The sequence below is a fragment of the Streptococcus sp. HMSC077F03 genome, assembly GCF_001812375.1.
In the GTDB taxonomy this organism is placed as follows: Bacteria; Bacillota; Bacilli; order Lactobacillales; family Streptococcaceae; genus Streptococcus; species Streptococcus oralis_S.
In genome coordinates, this window is sequence record NZ_KV808776.1 from 15,355 (window position 1) to 34,374 (window position 19,020).

Below are 19,020 nucleotides of genomic sequence, written 5' to 3' on the forward strand. Positions count from 1 at the left end.
GAAAACATGGCCTTACCAACTATTGCCATTGTGGGACGTCCCAATGTTGGGAAATCAACCCTATTTAATCGGATCGCTGGTGAGCGGATCTCAATCGTAGAAGATGTCGAGGGCGTGACACGTGACCGTATCTATGCAACGGGTGAGTGGCTCAATCGTTCCTTTAGTATGATTGATACGGGAGGGATTGACGACGTCGATGCTCCCTTCATGGAGCAAATCAAGCACCAGGCAGAAATCGCTATGGAAGAAGCCGATGTCATCGTCTTTGTGGTGTCTGGGAAAGAAGGAATTACGGATGCGGATGAATACGTTGCCCGTAAACTCTATAAAACCTATAAGCCTGTTATCCTTGCCGTTAACAAGGTTGACAACCCAGAAATGCGAAATGATATTTTTGATTTCTATGCGCTAGGATTGGGAGAACCACTGCCAATTTCGTCTGTCCACGGTATCGGGACAGGAGATGTGCTGGATGCTATTGTAGAAAATCTACCACACGAAGTTGAAGAAGAAAATCCAGACGTGATTAAATTTAGCTTGATTGGCCGTCCTAACGTTGGAAAGTCAAGTTTGATCAACGCCATTTTGGGAGAAGACCGCGTGATTGCTAGTCCAGTAGCTGGAACGACTCGCGATGCCATTGATACCCATTTTACAGATGCTGATGGACAAGAGTTTACCATGATTGATACAGCTGGTATGCGTAAGTCTGGTAAAGTCTATGAAAATACGGAGAAATATTCTGTTATGCGTGCCATGCGTGCCATTGACCGTTCTGACGTGGTCTTGATGGTCCTCAATGCCGAAGAAGGCATCCGTGAGTACGACAAGCGTATCGCAGGTTTTGCCCACGAAGCAGGTAAAGGGATGATCATCGTGGTCAATAAGTGGGATACTCTTGAGAAAGACAACCACACCATGAAAAAATGGGAAGAGGATATCCGTGAGCAGTTCCAATATCTGCCTTATGCACCGATTGTCTTTGTATCCGCTCTTACCAAGCAACGTCTCCATAAACTGCCTGAGATGATCAAGCAAATCAGTGAAAGCCAAAACACCCGTATCCCATCAGCTGTCTTGAACGATGTCATTATGGATGCCATTGCCATCAATCCAACACCGACAGACAAAGGGAAACGCCTCAAGATTTTCTACGCAACCCAAGTGGCAACCAAGCCACCAACCTTTGTCATCTTTGTCAATGAAGAAGAACTCATGCACTTCTCTTACTTGCGTTTCTTGGAAAATCAAATCCGCAAGGCCTTTGTTTTTGAGGGAACACCGATTCACTTGATTGCGAGAAAACGCAAGTAAACCTTGCTTGTTTTTCTACAAAAACAAACTAAAAGAAGACTTCATAGTCTTCTTTTTTCTATCTAAGAGGGGAGAAAAGAACCTATCAAATTGGAGGAGAATCTGTCATCAAAATTCAATCTTTTTCCTAGCTTTTGTAATCTATTTGTAATGAAAATGCACTTTCTTTGTAAAAATCAAAATGCTATAATTCCTTAAATCAATTTTCCTTTATCAGGGAGGTTATTATGAAAAGAAGCAGATTATTTAAACATAGTTTGTTGGTTCGCTTGCTTGGGTTGCTGATGGTCTTTCTCTTCTTGTCAGCATTCACAGCACCTGAAAAACCTGAGTACGGGATCTATGACCCGGATCACTATCTAACGGATGAGACTATAAGTCAAATTCGAGAATTGAATAATGTCAATAGTAAAAAATCAGAAAAATTCCAGATGGGTGTTTACGTTGTGAAAAGCCTAAATGGAGAAACAATCGAGACTGTAGCCAATGAAACAGCTAGAGCTTGGAAGATTGGCTACTCGGGAGACAATCATGGTGTCTTGATTGTGGTAGCAGTCCAAGATAGAAAATCACGGATTGAAACCAGTAATAATGTGGCCAGTAAGATCACTGACTATCAGACTCACAGGTTCTTGACAACAGCACGTCCTTACTTTAAAAATGGTGACTATAACAAGGGTGTTCTCTCAATAGTCAATAATCTCAACTACATGTTCTATAGTGGATCGAGTACGACTTCTTCAAGTTCTAGAAGTAGTTACGACTATGCTACTAATTCTAGTCGTCTAAGAGAAATTGAAAAGTATACCGCTGGGAGTCAATCTTCGAAACGTCATCGAAAAAGCAGTTCGAGCGACGGAGTTATCGTATTTGGAGTTCTCATTTACTTCATCGTGATGATTATCGGATTTCTATTTGGTGGTCGTGGTTCACGTGGAGATGATTCTAGCGGTGGCTGGTGGGGCGGTGACTCATCAGACTCAGGTTCCTCTTGGTCTGACTCAGGCTCCGACTCATCTGGAGGCTGGGACGGCGGTGGCTTCGATGGTGGCGGTTCGTCTGATGACTGGTGAGTGATCATATATTGTTCAAACCGATTTCTCCATGCAGTAAGGTGACTCCTTTGCAAGAGTTCACTCCTTAATTAAAAATAAAAGCAAAGTTTGGGAAATTGATTTAAAATCTGAGTATTATCTCAGAAAAGTTGATAAAAGAAAGTGTTAAGGTTTTGATATGAAACAAAATAAAGTAATTCTCTCAATAGTGGTGATTTTCTTTGGACTACTAGTTCTGGGAAGTTGTTCCGCAGTGACGACCTATAACGGTCTGGTTGGTGAACAGACTAAAGTGGAGCAGGCTCAGGCCGATGTCTCTACAGCCCTCCAACGTCGTTCGGACTTGATTGGTAACTTGGTGGAGTCCGTTAAAGGACAAATGAATCATGAAACCGAAGTCTTTACCAAGATTGCGGATGCTAGAGCTAAAATCGGTAGTAGCTCAGTGACATCGGAAGAAAACCAAAAGGCTCAGGGAGAATTGAGCTCTGCTCTTTCCCGCTTGATTTCCTTGACGGAGAATTATCCAGAACTCAAGAGCAATCAAAATGTTGAGCAACTAATGGTCGAACTTTCAGGCAGTGAAAATCGTATCTTTGTAGCACGCAAGGATTATAATAAAGTCGCAGCCGAGTACAATCAAAAGTTGAGAAGTTTTCCAACCGTGCTTTTTGCAAATATGATGAACTTTAAAGAAGCTGAAACTTTTAAAGAAACAGAAGAAGCCAAGACAGTTCCTAAGGTCGATTTTGGAACATCTTCATCAAGTCAATAAAGTGAATCAGCCTATGAATAAAGGAATTTCTCTAGTATGACTAGTGATTTTAAACCCGAACCTGGAAAGCTTTTTCCAGGTTTTTTTGGTATAATAAAAGGGAAGAGACAGTGACTCAAATGGAGGTTTGCTATGGAGAAAACAAAAGCCTTTCTTGAAGCGCACTACAAGAGATATATTCTTACGATTTGCCTTCTCTGGTTCCTCATGTTTATCCTTCCTTGGGATTGGCAAATAGGAGGAGTTTCAGTATATTATTTCGTTATGAAAAAAATCTTTGTGGTTTTTGGTGTTTTATCTATCCTATACTCCGTGCTGATTAAAAAATTCAGTCTTCTCATCTTTGGAATTATCTTTTGCTTGGCCTTCTGGATCAATCTCTTTTGGTATTTTGGGATATTGCCTGTATTCTTGGGAAATTAAACATTAAAAAATGGTGGACTAGACGAGCTTCTAGTCCTTTTTTCTTCCTTGTTAAAATAGTTGGAGATATGAAAATAATTTTGTTGACAGCTGTCTGTATGATATAATAAGTCCCGTAAAATGAAGATTAAGGGATTTGAAAAATGGCTAAAAAAGTAAAAGATTATTATGACTTGGCTTATGCTAGTGATTTGAGTCGACGGTTGAAAGAAGCGTCCCCTGCATTTGATGGACAAAAGTTTAGGCTGTTGCTAGAAAAAGACTTGGAAAATTTGGAGTTTAGCCAGCGTCAAGAACTCTTGGCTAAAAGTATCAAAGATTGTCTTCCCCTATCTTATCAGGACTCTCTCAAGGTTTTTGAGAAAATTTTGGGTCCTGAGTTAGAGGGTGGTTTAGGTATGTTCTCAGAAGGATATTGGCTTTGGCCAATCGGAAAATATGTAGAGCTATTTGGGGACAAGGAATTTGAATTGAGCACGGCCTTTAGTAAGGAACTAACCAAGCGATTTACTGGAGAATTTTCTATGAGACCTTTGCTGGCTCGTTATCCTAAAGCTACAATGACTTTGCTGTTAGAATGGAGTCGGGATGAAAATTTGCGTGTTCGTAGACTTGCCAGCGAATGCATGCGTATCCGTCTGCCTTGGGCTAAGAGACAAACCGTGGTATTGGATTATTTTGAGGAGTTTACCACTATTCTGACCAATCTAAAAGATGATAGAGACAAGTCTATTCAAAAAAGTGTAGCCAATAATCTAAATGATTTGTACAAGGAAGATCCTGATAAGTTTGAAAAGATACTTCAAACTTGGCAAAAGGAGGATTTGAGTCCAAGTTGTGCCTGGGTCATCAAGCATGCCTCACGAACAAAAAACAAAAAAATAGCAACAGAAGATTGATGCAAAAAAAGCTGAATTTTGACTGGTCTTTTCCGTTGTAAATTAAGGATTCTTTCTTGAAAAATAATGGTAAATATGCTAAAATTAAAAGAACATTCTAAAATATTCAGAATAAAAAGTAAGGAAAATCATGGCTAATATTTTAAAAACGATTATTGAAAATGATAAAGGAGAACTTCGTCGTCTGGAAAAAATGGCTGATAAGGTTCTTAACTATGAGAGCCAAATGGCTGCAATGTCAGACGAAGAACTAAAAGCGAAAACTGACGAATTTAAAGAACGATACAACAAGGGTGAATCACTTGATTCATTGCTATATGAGGCTTTTGCAGTAGTTCGTGAATCTGCAAAACGTGTCCTTGGGCTCTTCCCTTATAAGGTTCAGGTCATGGGTGGGATTGTTCTTCACCATGGTGACGTTCCAGAGATGCGTACGGGTGAAGGGAAGACCTTGACAGCGACTATGCCAGTGTACCTCAATGCCCTTGCAGGTAAAGGGGTTCACGTAGTTACAGTCAATGAATACCTAACAGAACGTGACGCGACTGAAATGGGTGAATTGTACTCATGGCTCGGTCTGTCAGTAGGGATCAACTTGGCAGCAAAATCTCCAATGGAGAAAAAAGAAGCTTATCTTTGCGATATTACCTACTCAACCAACTCAGAGATTGGTTTCGACTACCTTCGTGATAACATGGTCGTTCGTGCAGAAAACATGGTGCAACGTCCACTCAATTATGCCTTGGTCGATGAGGTTGACTCTATTTTGATCGACGAAGCTCGTACACCATTGATCGTTTCAGGTGCCAATGCAGTTGAAACAAGCCAACTCTACCATATGGCAGACCACTTCGTGAAATCTTTGGACAAGGACGACTATATCATTGACGTTCAGTCTAAGACGATCGGTTTGTCAGACTCTGGTATTGACAAGGCAGAAAGCTACTTCAAACTAGAAAATCTCTACGACATTGAAAATGTAGCTCTTACTCACTTTATCGACAATGCCCTCCGTGCCAACTATATCATGATTCTCGATATCGACTATGTGGTTAGTGAAGAGCAGGAAATCTTGATCGTCGACCAATTTACAGGTCGTACCATGGAAGGTCGTCGTTACTCGGATGGTTTGCACCAAGCGATCGAAGCAAAAGAAGGTGTGCCAATCCAAGATGAGACCAAGACTTCAGCTTCTATTACCTATCAAAACCTCTTTCGTATGTATAAGAAATTGGCAGGTATGACAGGTACTGGTAAAACAGAAGAAGAAGAATTCCGCGAAATTTACAACATTCGTGTTATCCCAATCCCAACCAACCGTCCAATTCAACGTATCGACCACTCAGACCTTCTCTATGCAAGTCTTGATGCGAAATTTAAGGCTGTAGTTGAAGATGTAAAAGCTCGTTACCAAAAAGGTCAGCCGGTCTTGGTAGGTACAGTTGCCGTTGAAACGAGTGACTTCCTTTCTAAGAAATTAGTAGCAGCAGGTGTTCCTCACGAAGTCTTGAATGCGAAGAACCACTATAGAGAAGCGCAAATCATCATGAACGCTGGTCAACGTGGTGCTGTTACCATCGCAACCAACATGGCCGGTCGTGGTACCGACATTAAGCTTGGTGAAGGAGTTCGTGAGCTTGGTGGGCTTTGCGTTATCGGTACTGAGCGCCACGAAAGTCGCCGTATTGATAATCAGCTTCGTGGACGTTCAGGTCGTCAAGGAGACCCAGGTGAGTCACAATTCTACTTGTCTCTTGAAGATGATTTGATGAAACGTTTCGGTTCAGAACGTTTGAAAGGTGTCTTTGAACGTCTGAATATGTCTGACGAAGCCATCGAATCTCGCATGTTAACCCGTCAAGTTGAAGCAGCTCAAAAACGTGTCGAAGGAAACAACTACGACACTCGTAAACAAGTCCTTCAATACGACGACGTTATGCGTGAACAACGTGAGATCATCTATGCACAACGTTATGATGTCATTACTGCAGATCGTGACTTGGCACCTGAGATCCATGCTATGATCCGTCGAACAATTGGCCGTATCGTGGATGCACATGCACGTTCGAAAGAAGATGAAAAATTGGAAGCGATCTTGAACTTTGCTAAGTATAACTTGCTTCCAGAAGATTCAATTAGCCGTTCAGACCTTGCAGGTTTGTCAGACCAAGCTATCAAAGATGAACTTTTCCAACGTGCCTTGAAAGTCTATGACAGCCAAGTTGCTAAGCTTCGTGACGAAGATGCAGTGAAAGAATTCCAAAAAGTCTTGATTCTACGTGTTGTAGACAACAAGTGGACAGACCATATCGATGCTCTTGACCAGTTGCGAAATGCTGTTGGTCTTCGTGGATATGCTCAAAACAACCCAGTTGTAGAATATCAAGCAGAAGGTTTCCGCATGTTTAACGACATGATTGGATCGATTGAATTCGATGTGACTCGTTTGATGATGAAAGCACAAATCCATGAACAAGAACGTCCGCAAGTTGAACACAATATCAGTACAACTGCGACTCGTAATATCGCAGCGCAGCAGGCAAGCCTTCCAGAAGATTTGGACTTGAGCCAAATCGGACGAAACGACCAATGCCCATGTGGATCAGGTAAGAAATTCAAGAACTGTCATGGTAAGAGACAATAATATGAGATAAGATACAGCGGATACCTGGTAAAAATCATTTTTTGCTTGGTGTCCGTTTGCTTTATAAGGAGATGAATCATGGTATTTAAAGCTAAAAGTCCTAAAATTAACATTGAAGAAGTTCGCGCCTTGTCTAAATTAGAGGGAGCGGCTCTTGCGAGAAAAAATCAACGTGATCAGGAATTGGAAGCCATCATCCGTGGGGAAGACCAGCGTATTCTCTTGGTGATTGGACCATGTTCATCAGATAATGAAGAGGCGGTTCTCGAGTATGCCAAGCGTCTATCTGCTTTGCAAGAAGAGGTCAAAGACCGTATTTTTATGGTCATGCGTGTCTATACAGCTAAACCTCGTACCAATGGAGATGGCTATAAGGGCTTGATTCATCAACCAAATGCGACAGAAGCTCCTAGCTTGATCAATGGAATCAAGGCTGTTCGTCAACTACACTACCGTGTGATTACCGAGACTGGAATGACAACAGCTGATGAAATGCTTTATCCTGAAAATCTTCCGCTGGTGGATGATTTGATTTCTTATATGGCTGTTGGAGCTCGTTCTGTAGAGGATCAACAGCACCGTTTTGTAGCGAGTGGAGCAGATTTCTCGACAGGATTTAAAAATCCAACATCTGGAAATCTCAATGTTATGTTTAACGGGATTTATGCAGCGCAAAATAAACAGAGTTTCCTTTTCCTCGGTAAAGAGGTGGAAACAACAGGGAATCCATTGTCCCACGCCATTCTTCGCGGTGCCTTGAATGAATATGGGAAAAATATTCCTAATTACTACTATGACAATTTGATGGATACCATTGCCCAGTATGAAAAGATGAGCTTAGAAAATCCCTTTATCATCATTGATACCAATCATGATAATTCGGGCAAGCAGTACATGGATCAAATCCGTATCGTTCGTCAGACCTTGATTAACCGTGACTGGAATGAGAAGATCAAAAAATACGTTCGTGGTTTTATGATTGAGTCCTATCTAGAAGATGGACGTCAAAATGAACCTGAAGTTTTTGGTAAGTCCATTACAGATCCGTGTCTCGGATGGGACAACACAGAAGCACTTGTTCGCGAAATTTACCAAACGCTAGGAGAGTAAGATGGCATTTATCGAAAAAGGTCAAGAAATTGATATTGAAGCAATCAAGGCTGAGACCCAGTTGTCACCTGAAGCCTTGCGAAAGAAAGAAGTCCGCGATAGAGAGTTGGCAGCCATCATCTCAGGTGAGGATGACCGAATCCTTTTGGTGATGGGGCCTTGCTCTTCAGATAATGAAGAAGCTGTGCTCGAATATGCTCGCCGCTTAGCAGACTTACAGAAAAAAGTTGCGGATAAAATTTTTATCGTGATGCGTGTCTATACGGCTAAACCTCGTACCAATGGAGATGGCTATAAGGGTTTGGTTCATCAGCCGGATACTTCTAAAGCTCCAAGCTTGATTAATGGAATACAAGCTGTTCGTCAGCTACACTACCGTGTGATTACGGAGACGGGCTTGACGACAGCTGATGAGATGCTTTATCCGTCAAATCTCGTTTTGATTGATGATCTAGTCAGCTACCATGCTGTAGGGGCTCGTTCAGTGGAAGACCAGGAACACCGTTTTGTAGCGTCTGGGATTGATGCTCCAGTTGGGATGAAAAATCCAACATCTGGAAATCTCGGGGTCATGTTTAATGCTATCTATGCAGCTCAAAATAAGCAAACTTTCCTTTACCACGATCAAGAAGTGGAGACTTCAGGAAATCCTTTGGCCCACGTTATCCTTCGTGGCGCCATGAACGAATATGGTAAAAATGAACCCAATTTCTACTATGAAACCCTCTTAAATGCCATCAATCGTTATGAGACCATGGGACTTGAAAATCCCTTTATTATCATCGATACCAATCATGACAATTCTGGCAAGCAGTATATGGAACAAATTCGCATTGTTCGTCAAGCCTTGCTGAATCGTGACTGGAATGAAAAGATTAAAAAGACGGTTCGAGGCTTTATGATTGAATCTTACCTAGCAGACGGTCGCCAAAATCAACCAGAGGTCTTTGGCTGCTCCATAACCGACCCTTGTCTAGGCTGGGAAAATACAGTAACCTTGGTAGAAGAAATTTATACTACCTTAACAAAATAAGTGAAAAGGATGGAGTTGGGGGAATCTCAGCTCCTTTTATGAGTATGATAGTTGGACACGGAATTGACATCGAAGAATTGGCTTCGATAGAAAACGCAGTTACACGACGTGAGGACTTTGCCAAGCGCGTGCTGACAACTAAGGAAATGGAGCGATTTACCAGTCTCAAAGGGCGCAGACAAATCGAATATTTGGCTGGTCGCTGGTCGGCTAAGGAAGCCTTTTCCAAGGCTATGGGAACTGGTATTGGCAAGCTCGGTTTTCAGGATTTGGAAGTTTTGAACAATGAACGAGGAGCTCCCTATTTTAGTCAGGCGCCATTTTCAGGAAAGATTTGGCTATCGATCAGCCACACAGATCAGTTTGTGACAGCCAGTGTCATTTTGGAGGAAAATCATGAAAGCTAGTCCACATAGACCAACCAAGGCTCTGATTCATTTGGGAGCTATTCGACAAAATATTCAGCAAATGGGGGCTCATATCCCTGAAGGAACGCTCAAGTGGGCAGTGGTCAAGGCTAATGCCTATGGTCATGGGGCTGTTGCCGTTGCGATGGCGATTCAGGACGATGTTGATGGATTTTGTGTTTCCAATATTGATGAAGCCATCGAACTTCGTCAGGCTGGACTCAGCAAGAAAATTCTCATCTTAGGAGTTTCTGAGCTAGAAGCTGTTTCTCTTGCTAAAGAATACGACATCACCTTGACAGTGGCAGGATTGGAGTGGATTCAAGCTCTCTTAGCTAGGGAGACAGATTTAACTGGCTTAACGGTTCACCTCAAGATTGACTCAGGGATGGGACGGATTGGTTTCCGAGATTCCAGTGAGGCAGAGCAGGCTCAAGCCTTGCTCCAACAACACGGTGCTCGTGTTGAGGGGATTTTTACCCACTTTGCTACTGCAGATGAAGAATCAGATGCCTATTTTAATGCCCAGTTAGAATGCTTTAAAGCTATTTTGGCAAGTATGAAGGAAGTCCCAGAGCTGGTTCATGCCAGCAACTCGGCAACGACCCTCTGGCATGCAGAGACTATTTTCAATGCAGTCCGTATGGGAGACGCTATGTATGGTCTCAATCCAAGTGGAGAGGTCTTGGACTTACCCTATGATTTGACACCAGCCTTGACCTTGGAGTCTGCCCTGGTTCATGTCAAGACAGTTCCAGCTGGAGCTTGCATGGGCTATGGAGCGACTTATCAAGCCGATAGTGAACAAGTCATTGCGACGGTGCCAATCGGCTATGCGGATGGTTGGACACGTGATATGCAGAATTTCTCTGTCTTGGTAGATGGTCAAGCTTGCCCAATCGTCGGACGAGTATCTATGGACCAAATTACCATTCGTCTGCCTAAGATTTATCCGCTAGGAACAAAAGTAACCCTGATCGGCACAAACGGTGGCAAGGAAATCACAGCTACTCAGGTAGCGACCTATCGTGGAACTATTAACTATGAGGTGGTTTGCCTCCTCAGCGATCGCATTCCGAGAGAATATTATTAAAAAAGAAAGGAGTGGAGCATGAATCTACATCAACCCTTGCATGTCTTGCCTGGTGTGGGGCCAAAGTCAGCAGAGAAATACGCCAAACTAGGAATTGAAAACTTGCAAGACCTCTTGCTCTACTTTCCTTTCCGTTATGAAGACTTCAAGACCAAGCAGGTCTTAGACTTGGAAGATGGCGAAAAGGCGGTCCTGTCTGGTCAAGTCGTGACCCCTGCCAGTGTTCAGTATTATGGTTTCAAGCGCAATCGCCTGCGTTTTAGTCTCAAGCAGGGAGAAGTCGTTTTTGCGGTGAATTTCTTTAACCAGCCCTATCTGGCTGATAAGATAGAGCTGGGAGCAACCCTTGCTGTCTTTGGAAAATGGGACCGTGCCAAGGCCAGTCTGACTGGGATGAAGGTTCTGGCTCAGGTGGAAGATGACCTCCAACCTGTCTATCGCTTGGTTCAGGGAATTAGTCAGGCCAGTCTGGTCAAGGTCATCAAGACAGCCTTTGATCAGGGGTTGGACCTCTTGATTGAGGAAAATCTTCCCCAGTCTTTACTGGATAAATACAAACTCATGTCCCGTTGTCAGGCTGTTCGGGCTATGCATTTTCCCAAGGATTTGGCAGAATACAAGCAGGCCCTTCGCCGTATCAAGTTTGAGGAACTCTTTTATTTTCAAATGCAATTGCAGACGCTCAAGTCTGAAAATAGAGTTCAGGGAAGTGGTCTGGTTCTGAATTGGTCCCAGGAAAAAGTGGAGGCTGTTAAAGAAAATCTGCCTTTCGCCCTGACTCAAGCTCAGGAAAAGAGTTTGCAGGAAATTTTGACCGACATGAAGTCCGACCACCACATGAATCGTCTCCTGCAAGGAGATGTGGGGAGCGGAAAAACGGTAGTCGCTGGCTTAGCCATGTTTGCGGCGGTGACAGCAGGCTACCAGGCTGCTCTCATGGTACCGACTGAAATCCTAGCAGAGCAGCACTTTGAGAGTTTGAAGAGCCTTTTTCCAGACTTGAAACTGGCTCTCTTGACAGGTTCCTTAAAAGCTGCAGAAAAAAGAGAAGTCTTGGAGACTATTGCCAAGGGTGAGGCCGACTTTATTATCGGCACTCATGCTTTGATACAAGATGGGGTTGATTATGCCCGCCTTGGTTTGATTATCATCGATGAGCAGCACCGTTTTGGTGTGGGGCAAAGGCGTGTTCTGCGGGAAAAAGGCGACAACCCTGACGTTCTCATGATGACGGCGACACCGATTCCACGAACCCTGGCTATCACAGCCTTTGGAGATATGGATGTTTCTATTATTGACCAGATGCCAGCAGGTCGGAAGCCTATTGTGACTCGCTGGATTAAGCATGAGCAGCTGCCTCAGGTTTTGACTTGGTTAGAGGGGGAAATCCAAAAGGGTTCGCAAGCCTACGTTATCTCTCCCTTGATTGAAGAATCTGAAGCTCTGGATCTGAAAAATGCCATTGCCTTATCTGAGGAGTTGACGGCTCATTTTGCAGGTAAGGCAGAAGTGGCTCTTCTACATGGTAAGATGAAGAGTGATGAAAAAGACCAGATTATGCAGGATTTCAAAGAGAGAAAAACGGACATTCTGGTTTCGACGACAGTTATCGAGGTTGGGGTTAATGTCCCCAATGCGACCGTCATGATTATCATGGATGCGGATCGGTTCGGTCTCAGTCAGCTTCACCAGCTCAGAGGTCGTGTTGGTCGGGGAGACAAGCAATCCTATGCTGTTCTTGTGGCTAATCCCAAGACTGATTCTGGGAAAGACCGCATGCGCATCATGACGGAAACGACCAATGGATTTGTCCTTGCAGAGGAAGATTTGAAGATGCGTGGTTCTGGTGAGATTTTTGGAACCAGACAGTCAGGACTTCCAGAGTTTCAAGTGGCTGATATTATCGAAGATTTTCCGATTTTAGAAGAAGCCAGAAAGGTTGCCAGCTACATTAGTTCTATAGAAGGTTGGAAAGAGGATCTAGAATGGCGCATGATTGCTCTCCATCTAGAAAAGAAAGAACATCTAGATTAATACTCTTCGAAAATCTCTTCAAACCACGTCAACGTCGCCTTGGATTATATATGTAACTGACTTCGTCAGTCTTATCTACAACCTCAAAGCAGTGCTTTGAGCAACCTGCGGCTAGTTTCCTAGTTTGCTCTTTGATTTTCATTGAGTATAAGCTTTCTCTAAGGAAAACTTAAGCTAGCTTTTAGGTTTGGGCCTTATACTAGAGTCATCAAAAAGAAACGAGGACTCTCACATGACTATTAAAGTAACCTACCAAAAGAAATATCAGACTTTCAAACTAGAGAAAGGAGCTAGCACCTATTGATAACCAAAGAGCGGAAACGCTCTTTTTATTTTTAAAACTACTTTCAGGCGATAGGTTTGAGGAAAGAGAATCTAAAATCACTTTCTGTTTATCTTTCTTTCTTGCATTGCTTTCCTAGATATGCTAGAGTTATGATAGCGATTACAAAACTAAAGGAGCATGCTATGAAAAATCCAGCTTTGTTAGAAGAAATCAAGACCTATCTAGGACGGGATGAGATTCCAGAAGACTTTGATGCTTTCTGGGATGAAGAGGTCAAAAAAGTTTCATCTCTTCCAGCCTACCAGTTGGAGGAAAGAGATTTCCATATTCCTCAAGTCAAGTGCTATGAACTTACTTTTGAAGGAACCAATGAAGGCAAGGTCTATGCACGCGTCGTCCTTCCAAAAAGTGAAGGGAAAGTTCCGTTAATCTTCCATTTCCATGGTTATATGGGCCGTGGTTGGGATTGGGCTGACATGCTAGCCTATACTGTGTCTGGTTACGGTGTTGTTTCTATGGATGTCCGGGGCCAGTCAGGTTATTCGCAAGATGGCTTGTGCTCTCCTCTAGGAAATACCGTTAAGGGACATATTATCCGTGGTGCTGTTGAAGGTCGAGACCAGCTCTTTTATAAGGATGTCTATCTGGATATTTACCAGTTGATCGAAATTGTTGCTAGTCTGCCACAGGTAGATGAGGAAAGACTTTCTAGTTATGGTGCCTCACAAGGAGGGGCTTTAGCTTTGGTTGCAGCAGCGCTCAATCCTCGGATTCAGAAAACAGTGGCCATCTATCCTTTTTTGTCAGATTTTAGACGGGTACTTGAGATTGGCAATACCAGTGAAGCCTATGATGAACTCTTCCGTTATTTCAAGTTTCACGATCCCTTCCATGAAACAGAGGAGGAAATCATGGCGACCCTTGCCTATATCGATGTGAAGAACCTTGCCCATCGTATCAAGGGAGAGGTCAAGATGATAACGGGCTTGGATGACGATGTTTGCTATCCCATTACCCAGTTTGCGATTTACAACCGTCTGACCTGTGACAAGGCCTATCGCATCATGCCAGAGTATGCTCACGAAGCCATGAATGTTTTTGTCAATGACCAAGTTTATAACTGGCTCTGTGGTAGTGAGATTCCTTTTTCTTATGTAAAAAAATAACTTTGAGAGAGCAGTAGCTCTCTTTTTTGTCACAAAACTCTAAAAGTACTTTCAGAAAATTTAAAATATTAAAATATTCTTGAAATTGAAATCTATTCTGTGGTAACATAGATATAAAAATATGACTTTATTGTATAATAAAGGAAAAGTCACTTTTGAAAGGAGGGAGATGGCTACTGGGTGATTAAAGGTATGACCTAGTAGAAAATGAGAGAGGAACGGGAGTTCTCATTTAGTTGTTACTTTCTTGTTAAATCTTGTCTCTCTTAAGAGGCAATAAAAATTTTTAAAGAAAAAAGAAAGCGCTTTATTTTTTATGAAAAATGGAAGGACAAACATGAATTACAACTCTTTACATCGGAAACAGCGATACGGAATTCGAAAATTTGCAATCGGAGCAGCCTCAGTAGTGATTGGTACAGTAGTATTTGGAGTAAATCCAGTCTTAGCCCAAGAGCAAGCCAATGCAGCAGGCGCTAGTACAGAAACAGTCGATTCTGGTCAAGGGCAAGGATTATCAGAGTTACCAAAAGAAGCGTCCTCGGGAGATCTTGCTCATTTGGATAAGGATTTGGCTGGTAAATTGGCAGCAGCTCAAGACAACGGCGTTGAGGTGGACCAAGATCATTTGAAAAAAAATGAGAGTGCAGAATCAGAAACCCCATCCTCTACGGAAACCCCTGCAGAAGAAGCAAATAAGGAAGAGGAATCAGAGGATCAGGGTGCTATTCCTCGTGACTATTACTCAAGAGATTTAAAAAATGCTAATCCTGTCCTTGAAAAAGAAGATGTTGAAACCAATGCAGCAAATGGTCAGAGAGTTGATTTATCAAATGAACTAGACAAACTAAAGCAACTAAAAAATGCTACAGTTCACATGGAGTTCAAACCAGATGCATCAGCTCCACGCTTTTACAATCTCTTTTCTGTATCCAGTGACACCAAGGAAAATGAGTACTTTACTATGTCGGTCCTTGATAATACAGCTCTTATTGAAGGGCGTGGCGCTAATGGAGAGCAGTTCTATGATAAGTATACAGATGCTCCTTTGAAAGTTCGTCCTGGACAATGGAATTCCGTGACCTTTACTGTCGAACAACCAACAGCAGAGTTACCTCATGGTCGAGTTCGTCTTTATGTGAATGGTGTCTTATCTCGAACAAGTCTCAAATCTGGTAACTTCATCAAAGATATGCCAGATGTTAATCAAGCTCAACTTGGAGCAACCAAACGGGGCAATAAAACTGTTTGGGCATCAAACCTACAAGTACGAAACCTAACTGTTTACGATCGTGCTTTAAACCCAGATGAAGTTCAAACACGAAGTCAATTATTTGAAAGAGGTGAATTGGAACAGAAACTTCCTGAGGGAGCAAAAGTCACTGAGAAAGAAGACGTCTTTGAAGGTGGTAGGAACAATCAACCAAATAAAGATGGTATCAAGAGTTATCGTATCCCAGCCCTTCTCAAGACAGATAAAGGAACGCTGATTGCAGGTGCAGATGAACGCCGTCTCCATTCGAGTGACTGGGGTGATATCGGCATGGTCATTAGACGCAGTAAAGATAATGGTAAAACTTGGGGAGATCGAGTAACTATTACCAACCTACGTGACAATCCAAAGGCTTCTGATCCATCAATCGGTTCACCAGTGAATATCGATATGACCCTGACTCAAGATCCTGAAACCAAACGCATTTTTGCCATTTATGACATGTTCCCAGAAGGAAAAGGAATCTTTGGAATGTCTTCGCAAAAAGAAGAAGCCTACAAAGAAATCAATGGTAAAACCTATCAACTCCTCTATCGAGAAGGTGAACAGGAAGCTTATACTATTCGAGAAAATGGTACAGTTTACACTCCAGATGGTAAAGCAACAGACTACCGTGTTGTTGTAGAACCTGTTAAACCGGCCTATAGCGACAAGGGTGATCTATACAAGGGTGACCAGCTACTGGGCAATATCTACTTCACAACAAACAAAACTTCTCCATTTAGAATTGCGAAGGATAGCTACCTATGGATGTCTTACAGCGATGACGACGGGAAGACCTGGTCAGCGCCTCAAGATATTACTCCGATGGTCAAAGCCGATTGGATGAAATTCCTAGGAGTAGGTCCTGGAGTGGGGATTACCCTTCGTACTGGACCACATAAAGGTCGAATCGTCGTTCCTGTCTATACAACTAACCGTACCAACCACCTCAATGGTTCTCAATCATCTCGAATCATCTACTCAGACGACCATGGTAAGACTTGGCATATGGGTGGTGGTGTCAACGACAATCGTACACTTTATGATGGTACAGTAGTCGATTCAAGTACAATGAGTAATTATTATGCTCAAAATACAGAAGCTTCAGTTGTTCAGTTAAACAATGGGGACCTCAAACTCTTTATGCGTGGGTTGACAGAAGATCTACAGGTTGCAACCAGTCATGATGGTGGTCTAACTTGGGACAATAACGTTGAACGCTACGATGTGCCAGACGTTTATGTTCAAATGGCTGCGACTCACACGGTTCAAAATGGCAAAGAGTATATTCTATTAGCAAATGCAAATGGTCCTGGTCGTAAAAATGGTTATATTCGAGTGGCTCGTGTAGAAGAAGATGGTCAGTTAACTTGGTTGCACCACCATTTGATTCAAGAAGGTGAGTATGCTTATAACTCACTTCAACAAATCGGACCAGATGAATTTGGACTTTTATATGAACACCATGCTCCTGGAGGTGTTCCATACACACTTTCCTTCAAGAAGTTCAACTGGGATTTCTTGACCAAGGAAAGAGTTTCTCCTAAAGAAGCAAAAGTAAAATATGCTATCCAAAAATGGCCAGGCATTATAGCCATGGAGTTCGATTCGGAAGTATTGGTCAACAAGGCTCCGACCCTTCAATTGGCAAATGGCAAGACAGCAACCTTTATGACCCAGTACGATACAAAAACTCTCCTATTCACAATAGACCCAGGGGATATGGGTCAAAGGATTACAGGTCTAGCTGAGGGTGCAATTGAAAGCATGCACAATTTACCAGTTTCTTTAGCTGGCTCTAAACTAAGCGATGGTATTAATGGCAGTGAAGCTGCTATCCATGAGGTTCCAGAGTTCACAGGTGGTGTTAATGCAGAAGAATCAGCGGTTCATGAAGTTCCGGAGTATACAGGTCCAATGGCAACAGTAGGTGAAGAACCAGCTCCTACAGTAGAAAAAACCGAATTCACTGGTGGAGTCAATGCTGAGGAAGCCCCAGTGGCAGAGATGCCAGAGTACACCGGTCCATTATCAACAGTAGGCGAAGAACCAGCGCCAACGGTTGAAAAGCCTGAATTTACAGGTGGGGTCAACGCTGTTGAGGCAGCAGTCCATGAACTTCCAGAGTTCAAGGGTGGTGTCAATGCAGTTCTAGCAGCCTCAAACGAACTTCCGGAATATAGAGGAGGTGCTAACTTTGTCTTGGCAGCTTCAAATGACCTGCCAGAGTATAAGGGAGGTGTCAATGGCGCTGAGGCAGCAGTCCATGAAGTGCCAGAGTACAAGGGAGACACCAATCTAGTATTAGTAGCTGCAGACAACAAACTGTCTCTAGGCCAAGATGTGACCTATCAAGCGCCAGCCGCTAAACAAGATGAACTTCCAAATACAGGAAGCAAGGAAACAAGCTCACTGATTTCCCTTGGTCTTGCAGGTGTTCTTTTATCCTTGTTTGCATTTGGCAAGAAGAGAAAAGAATAATAAGTAAAAGCTATTTGACTAGGTATCGGAAGAGGTAGCAGGTTTTTCAGCCTGCTATCTTTTTTGACGACATTCAGGTTGATTCAAAATCATAAGAAGTCTGAAACTACTTTCAGGATAGTCTGTTCTATAAAATAGTTTTGAAACTGAAATCTATTCTACTACAATCTATTGAAAGCGCTTAACAAATGATATATAATAAGCCCATAAGAACAAGAAAGGGAGGAAAGAGGATGCCACAGATCAGCAAAGAAGCCTTGATTGAACAAATCAAAGATGGAATCATTGTCTCTTGCCAGGCACTTCCTCACGAACCGCTTTATACAGAAGCGGGAGGAGTCATTCCCTTGCTAGTCAAAGCGGCTGAGCAAGGTGGAGCAGTCGGTATCCGAGCAAACAGTGTTCGAGATATCAAGGAGATTAAGGAGGTTACGAAACTCCCGATTATCGGGATTATCAAACGTGACTATCCGCCACAGGAGCCTTTCATTACAGCTACGATGAAAGAAGTGGATGAACTGGCTGAACTAGACATTGAGGTCATTGCTCTGGATTGTACCAAACGTGAACGTTACGACGGTTTGGAAATTCAGGACTTTATCCGACAAGTCAAAGAAAAATATCCGCATCAACTCTTAATGGCTGATACCAGTACGTTTGAAGAGGGTATAGCAGCAGTTGAAGCAGGAATTGATTTTGTTGGAACAACCCTATCAGGTTACACCTCTTATAGTCCGAAAGTGGATGGTCCAGACTTTGAACTGATCAAAAAACTGTGTGAAGCAGGTGTGGATGTCATCGCTGAAGGGAAAATTCATACACCAGAACAAGCTAAGCAAATCCTTGAGTATGGGGTGCGAGGTATCGTTGTTGGTGGAGCTATTACTAGACCAAAAGAGATTACGGAACGCTTTGTTGCCGGTCTTAAATAACACAATCTCAAAAAAGAGGAGAGTGGTCGATGCGTCGGATAAAATGAAAACGTATACAAATTCAAAGAACTCATTATCCAATATGGATACGCTTATCAATTAGGAGAATA

Annotated in this window: 14 protein-coding genes; all 14 read left to right on the forward strand. The window is 42.7% G+C overall.

From position 1 onward, the window contains the following. Positions 1 to 6 precede the first annotated feature (6 nt). The gene (gene der / locus HMPREF2853_RS04090; RefSeq protein WP_001207704.1) at positions 7 to 1,317 is read left to right on the forward strand and encodes a ribosome biogenesis GTPase Der; all 1,311 of its coding nucleotides are present in this window, start codon (positions 7 to 9) and stop codon (positions 1,315 to 1,317) included. A 227-nt stretch (positions 1,318 to 1,544) separates the two neighbouring features. Beyond that, complete coding sequence (locus tag HMPREF2853_RS04095; protein WP_000830954.1) at positions 1,545 to 2,390, forward strand: TPM domain-containing protein; 846 nt, start codon at positions 1,545 to 1,547, stop codon at positions 2,388 to 2,390. 160 nt (positions 2,391 to 2,550) lie between these two features. Continuing rightward, positions 2,551 to 3,147 (forward strand): LemA family protein, encoded by a 597-nt coding sequence (locus tag HMPREF2853_RS04100; RefSeq protein ID WP_000812476.1) that lies wholly within the window; start codon positions 2,551 to 2,553, stop codon positions 3,145 to 3,147. Between the two features lie 132 nt (positions 3,148 to 3,279). Then, entirely contained in the window at positions 3,280 to 3,570 is a 291-nt protein-coding gene (locus HMPREF2853_RS10180; protein ID WP_070534947.1) for a hypothetical protein, read from the forward strand. Between the two features lie 143 nt (positions 3,571 to 3,713). After that, positions 3,714 to 4,469 carry a DNA alkylation repair protein gene (locus HMPREF2853_RS04110; protein WP_070534949.1) on the forward strand — a complete coding sequence of 252 codons (756 nt, stop codon included), beginning with the start codon at positions 3,714 to 3,716 and terminating at the stop codon, positions 4,467 to 4,469. A gap of 130 nt (positions 4,470 to 4,599) precedes the next feature. Then, a complete protein-coding gene (gene secA / locus HMPREF2853_RS04115) occupies positions 4,600 to 7,113 on the forward strand; it encodes a preprotein translocase subunit SecA (RefSeq protein WP_070534952.1) in 2,514 nt (837 codons plus the stop codon). A gap of 78 nt (positions 7,114 to 7,191) precedes the next feature. Then, a complete protein-coding gene (locus HMPREF2853_RS04120) occupies positions 7,192 to 8,223 on the forward strand; it encodes a 3-deoxy-7-phosphoheptulonate synthase (protein ID WP_070534954.1) in 1,032 nt (343 codons plus the stop codon). 1 nt (position 8,224) lies between these two features. Then, entirely contained in the window at positions 8,225 to 9,256 is a 1,032-nt protein-coding gene (locus HMPREF2853_RS04125) for a 3-deoxy-7-phosphoheptulonate synthase (RefSeq protein ID WP_070534956.1), read from the forward strand. Positions 9,257 to 9,300: 44 nt separating this feature from the next. Beyond that, the gene (acpS, locus tag HMPREF2853_RS04130) at positions 9,301 to 9,663 is read left to right on the forward strand and encodes a holo-ACP synthase (protein ID WP_070535112.1); all 363 of its coding nucleotides are present in this window, start codon (positions 9,301 to 9,303) and stop codon (positions 9,661 to 9,663) included. Next, positions 9,653 to 10,756 (forward strand): alanine racemase, encoded by a 1,104-nt coding sequence (alr, locus tag HMPREF2853_RS04135; RefSeq protein ID WP_000648067.1) that lies wholly within the window; start codon positions 9,653 to 9,655, stop codon positions 10,754 to 10,756. Before acpS ends, alr begins: the two co-directional genes overlap by 11 nt. Positions 10,757 to 10,774: 18 nt before the next feature. Next, positions 10,775 to 12,790: an ATP-dependent DNA helicase RecG gene (gene recG, locus HMPREF2853_RS04140; RefSeq protein WP_070534958.1), complete on the forward strand. Its 2,016-nt coding sequence runs from the start codon at positions 10,775 to 10,777 to the stop codon at positions 12,788 to 12,790. Positions 12,791 to 13,258: 468 nt separating this feature from the next. Beyond that, positions 13,259 to 14,242, forward strand: coding sequence for an acetylxylan esterase (locus HMPREF2853_RS04145; protein WP_070534960.1), 984 nt, complete (start codon positions 13,259 to 13,261; stop codon positions 14,240 to 14,242). A 337-nt stretch (positions 14,243 to 14,579) separates the two neighbouring features. Then, entirely contained in the window at positions 14,580 to 17,978 is a 3,399-nt protein-coding gene (locus HMPREF2853_RS04150; RefSeq protein WP_070534962.1) for an SIALI-17 repeat-containing surface protein, read from the forward strand. 233 nt (positions 17,979 to 18,211) lie between these two features. Then, the gene (locus HMPREF2853_RS04155; RefSeq protein WP_001135645.1) at positions 18,212 to 18,910 is read left to right on the forward strand and encodes an N-acetylmannosamine-6-phosphate 2-epimerase; all 699 of its coding nucleotides are present in this window, start codon (positions 18,212 to 18,214) and stop codon (positions 18,908 to 18,910) included. Positions 18,911 to 19,020 lie beyond the last annotated feature (110 nt).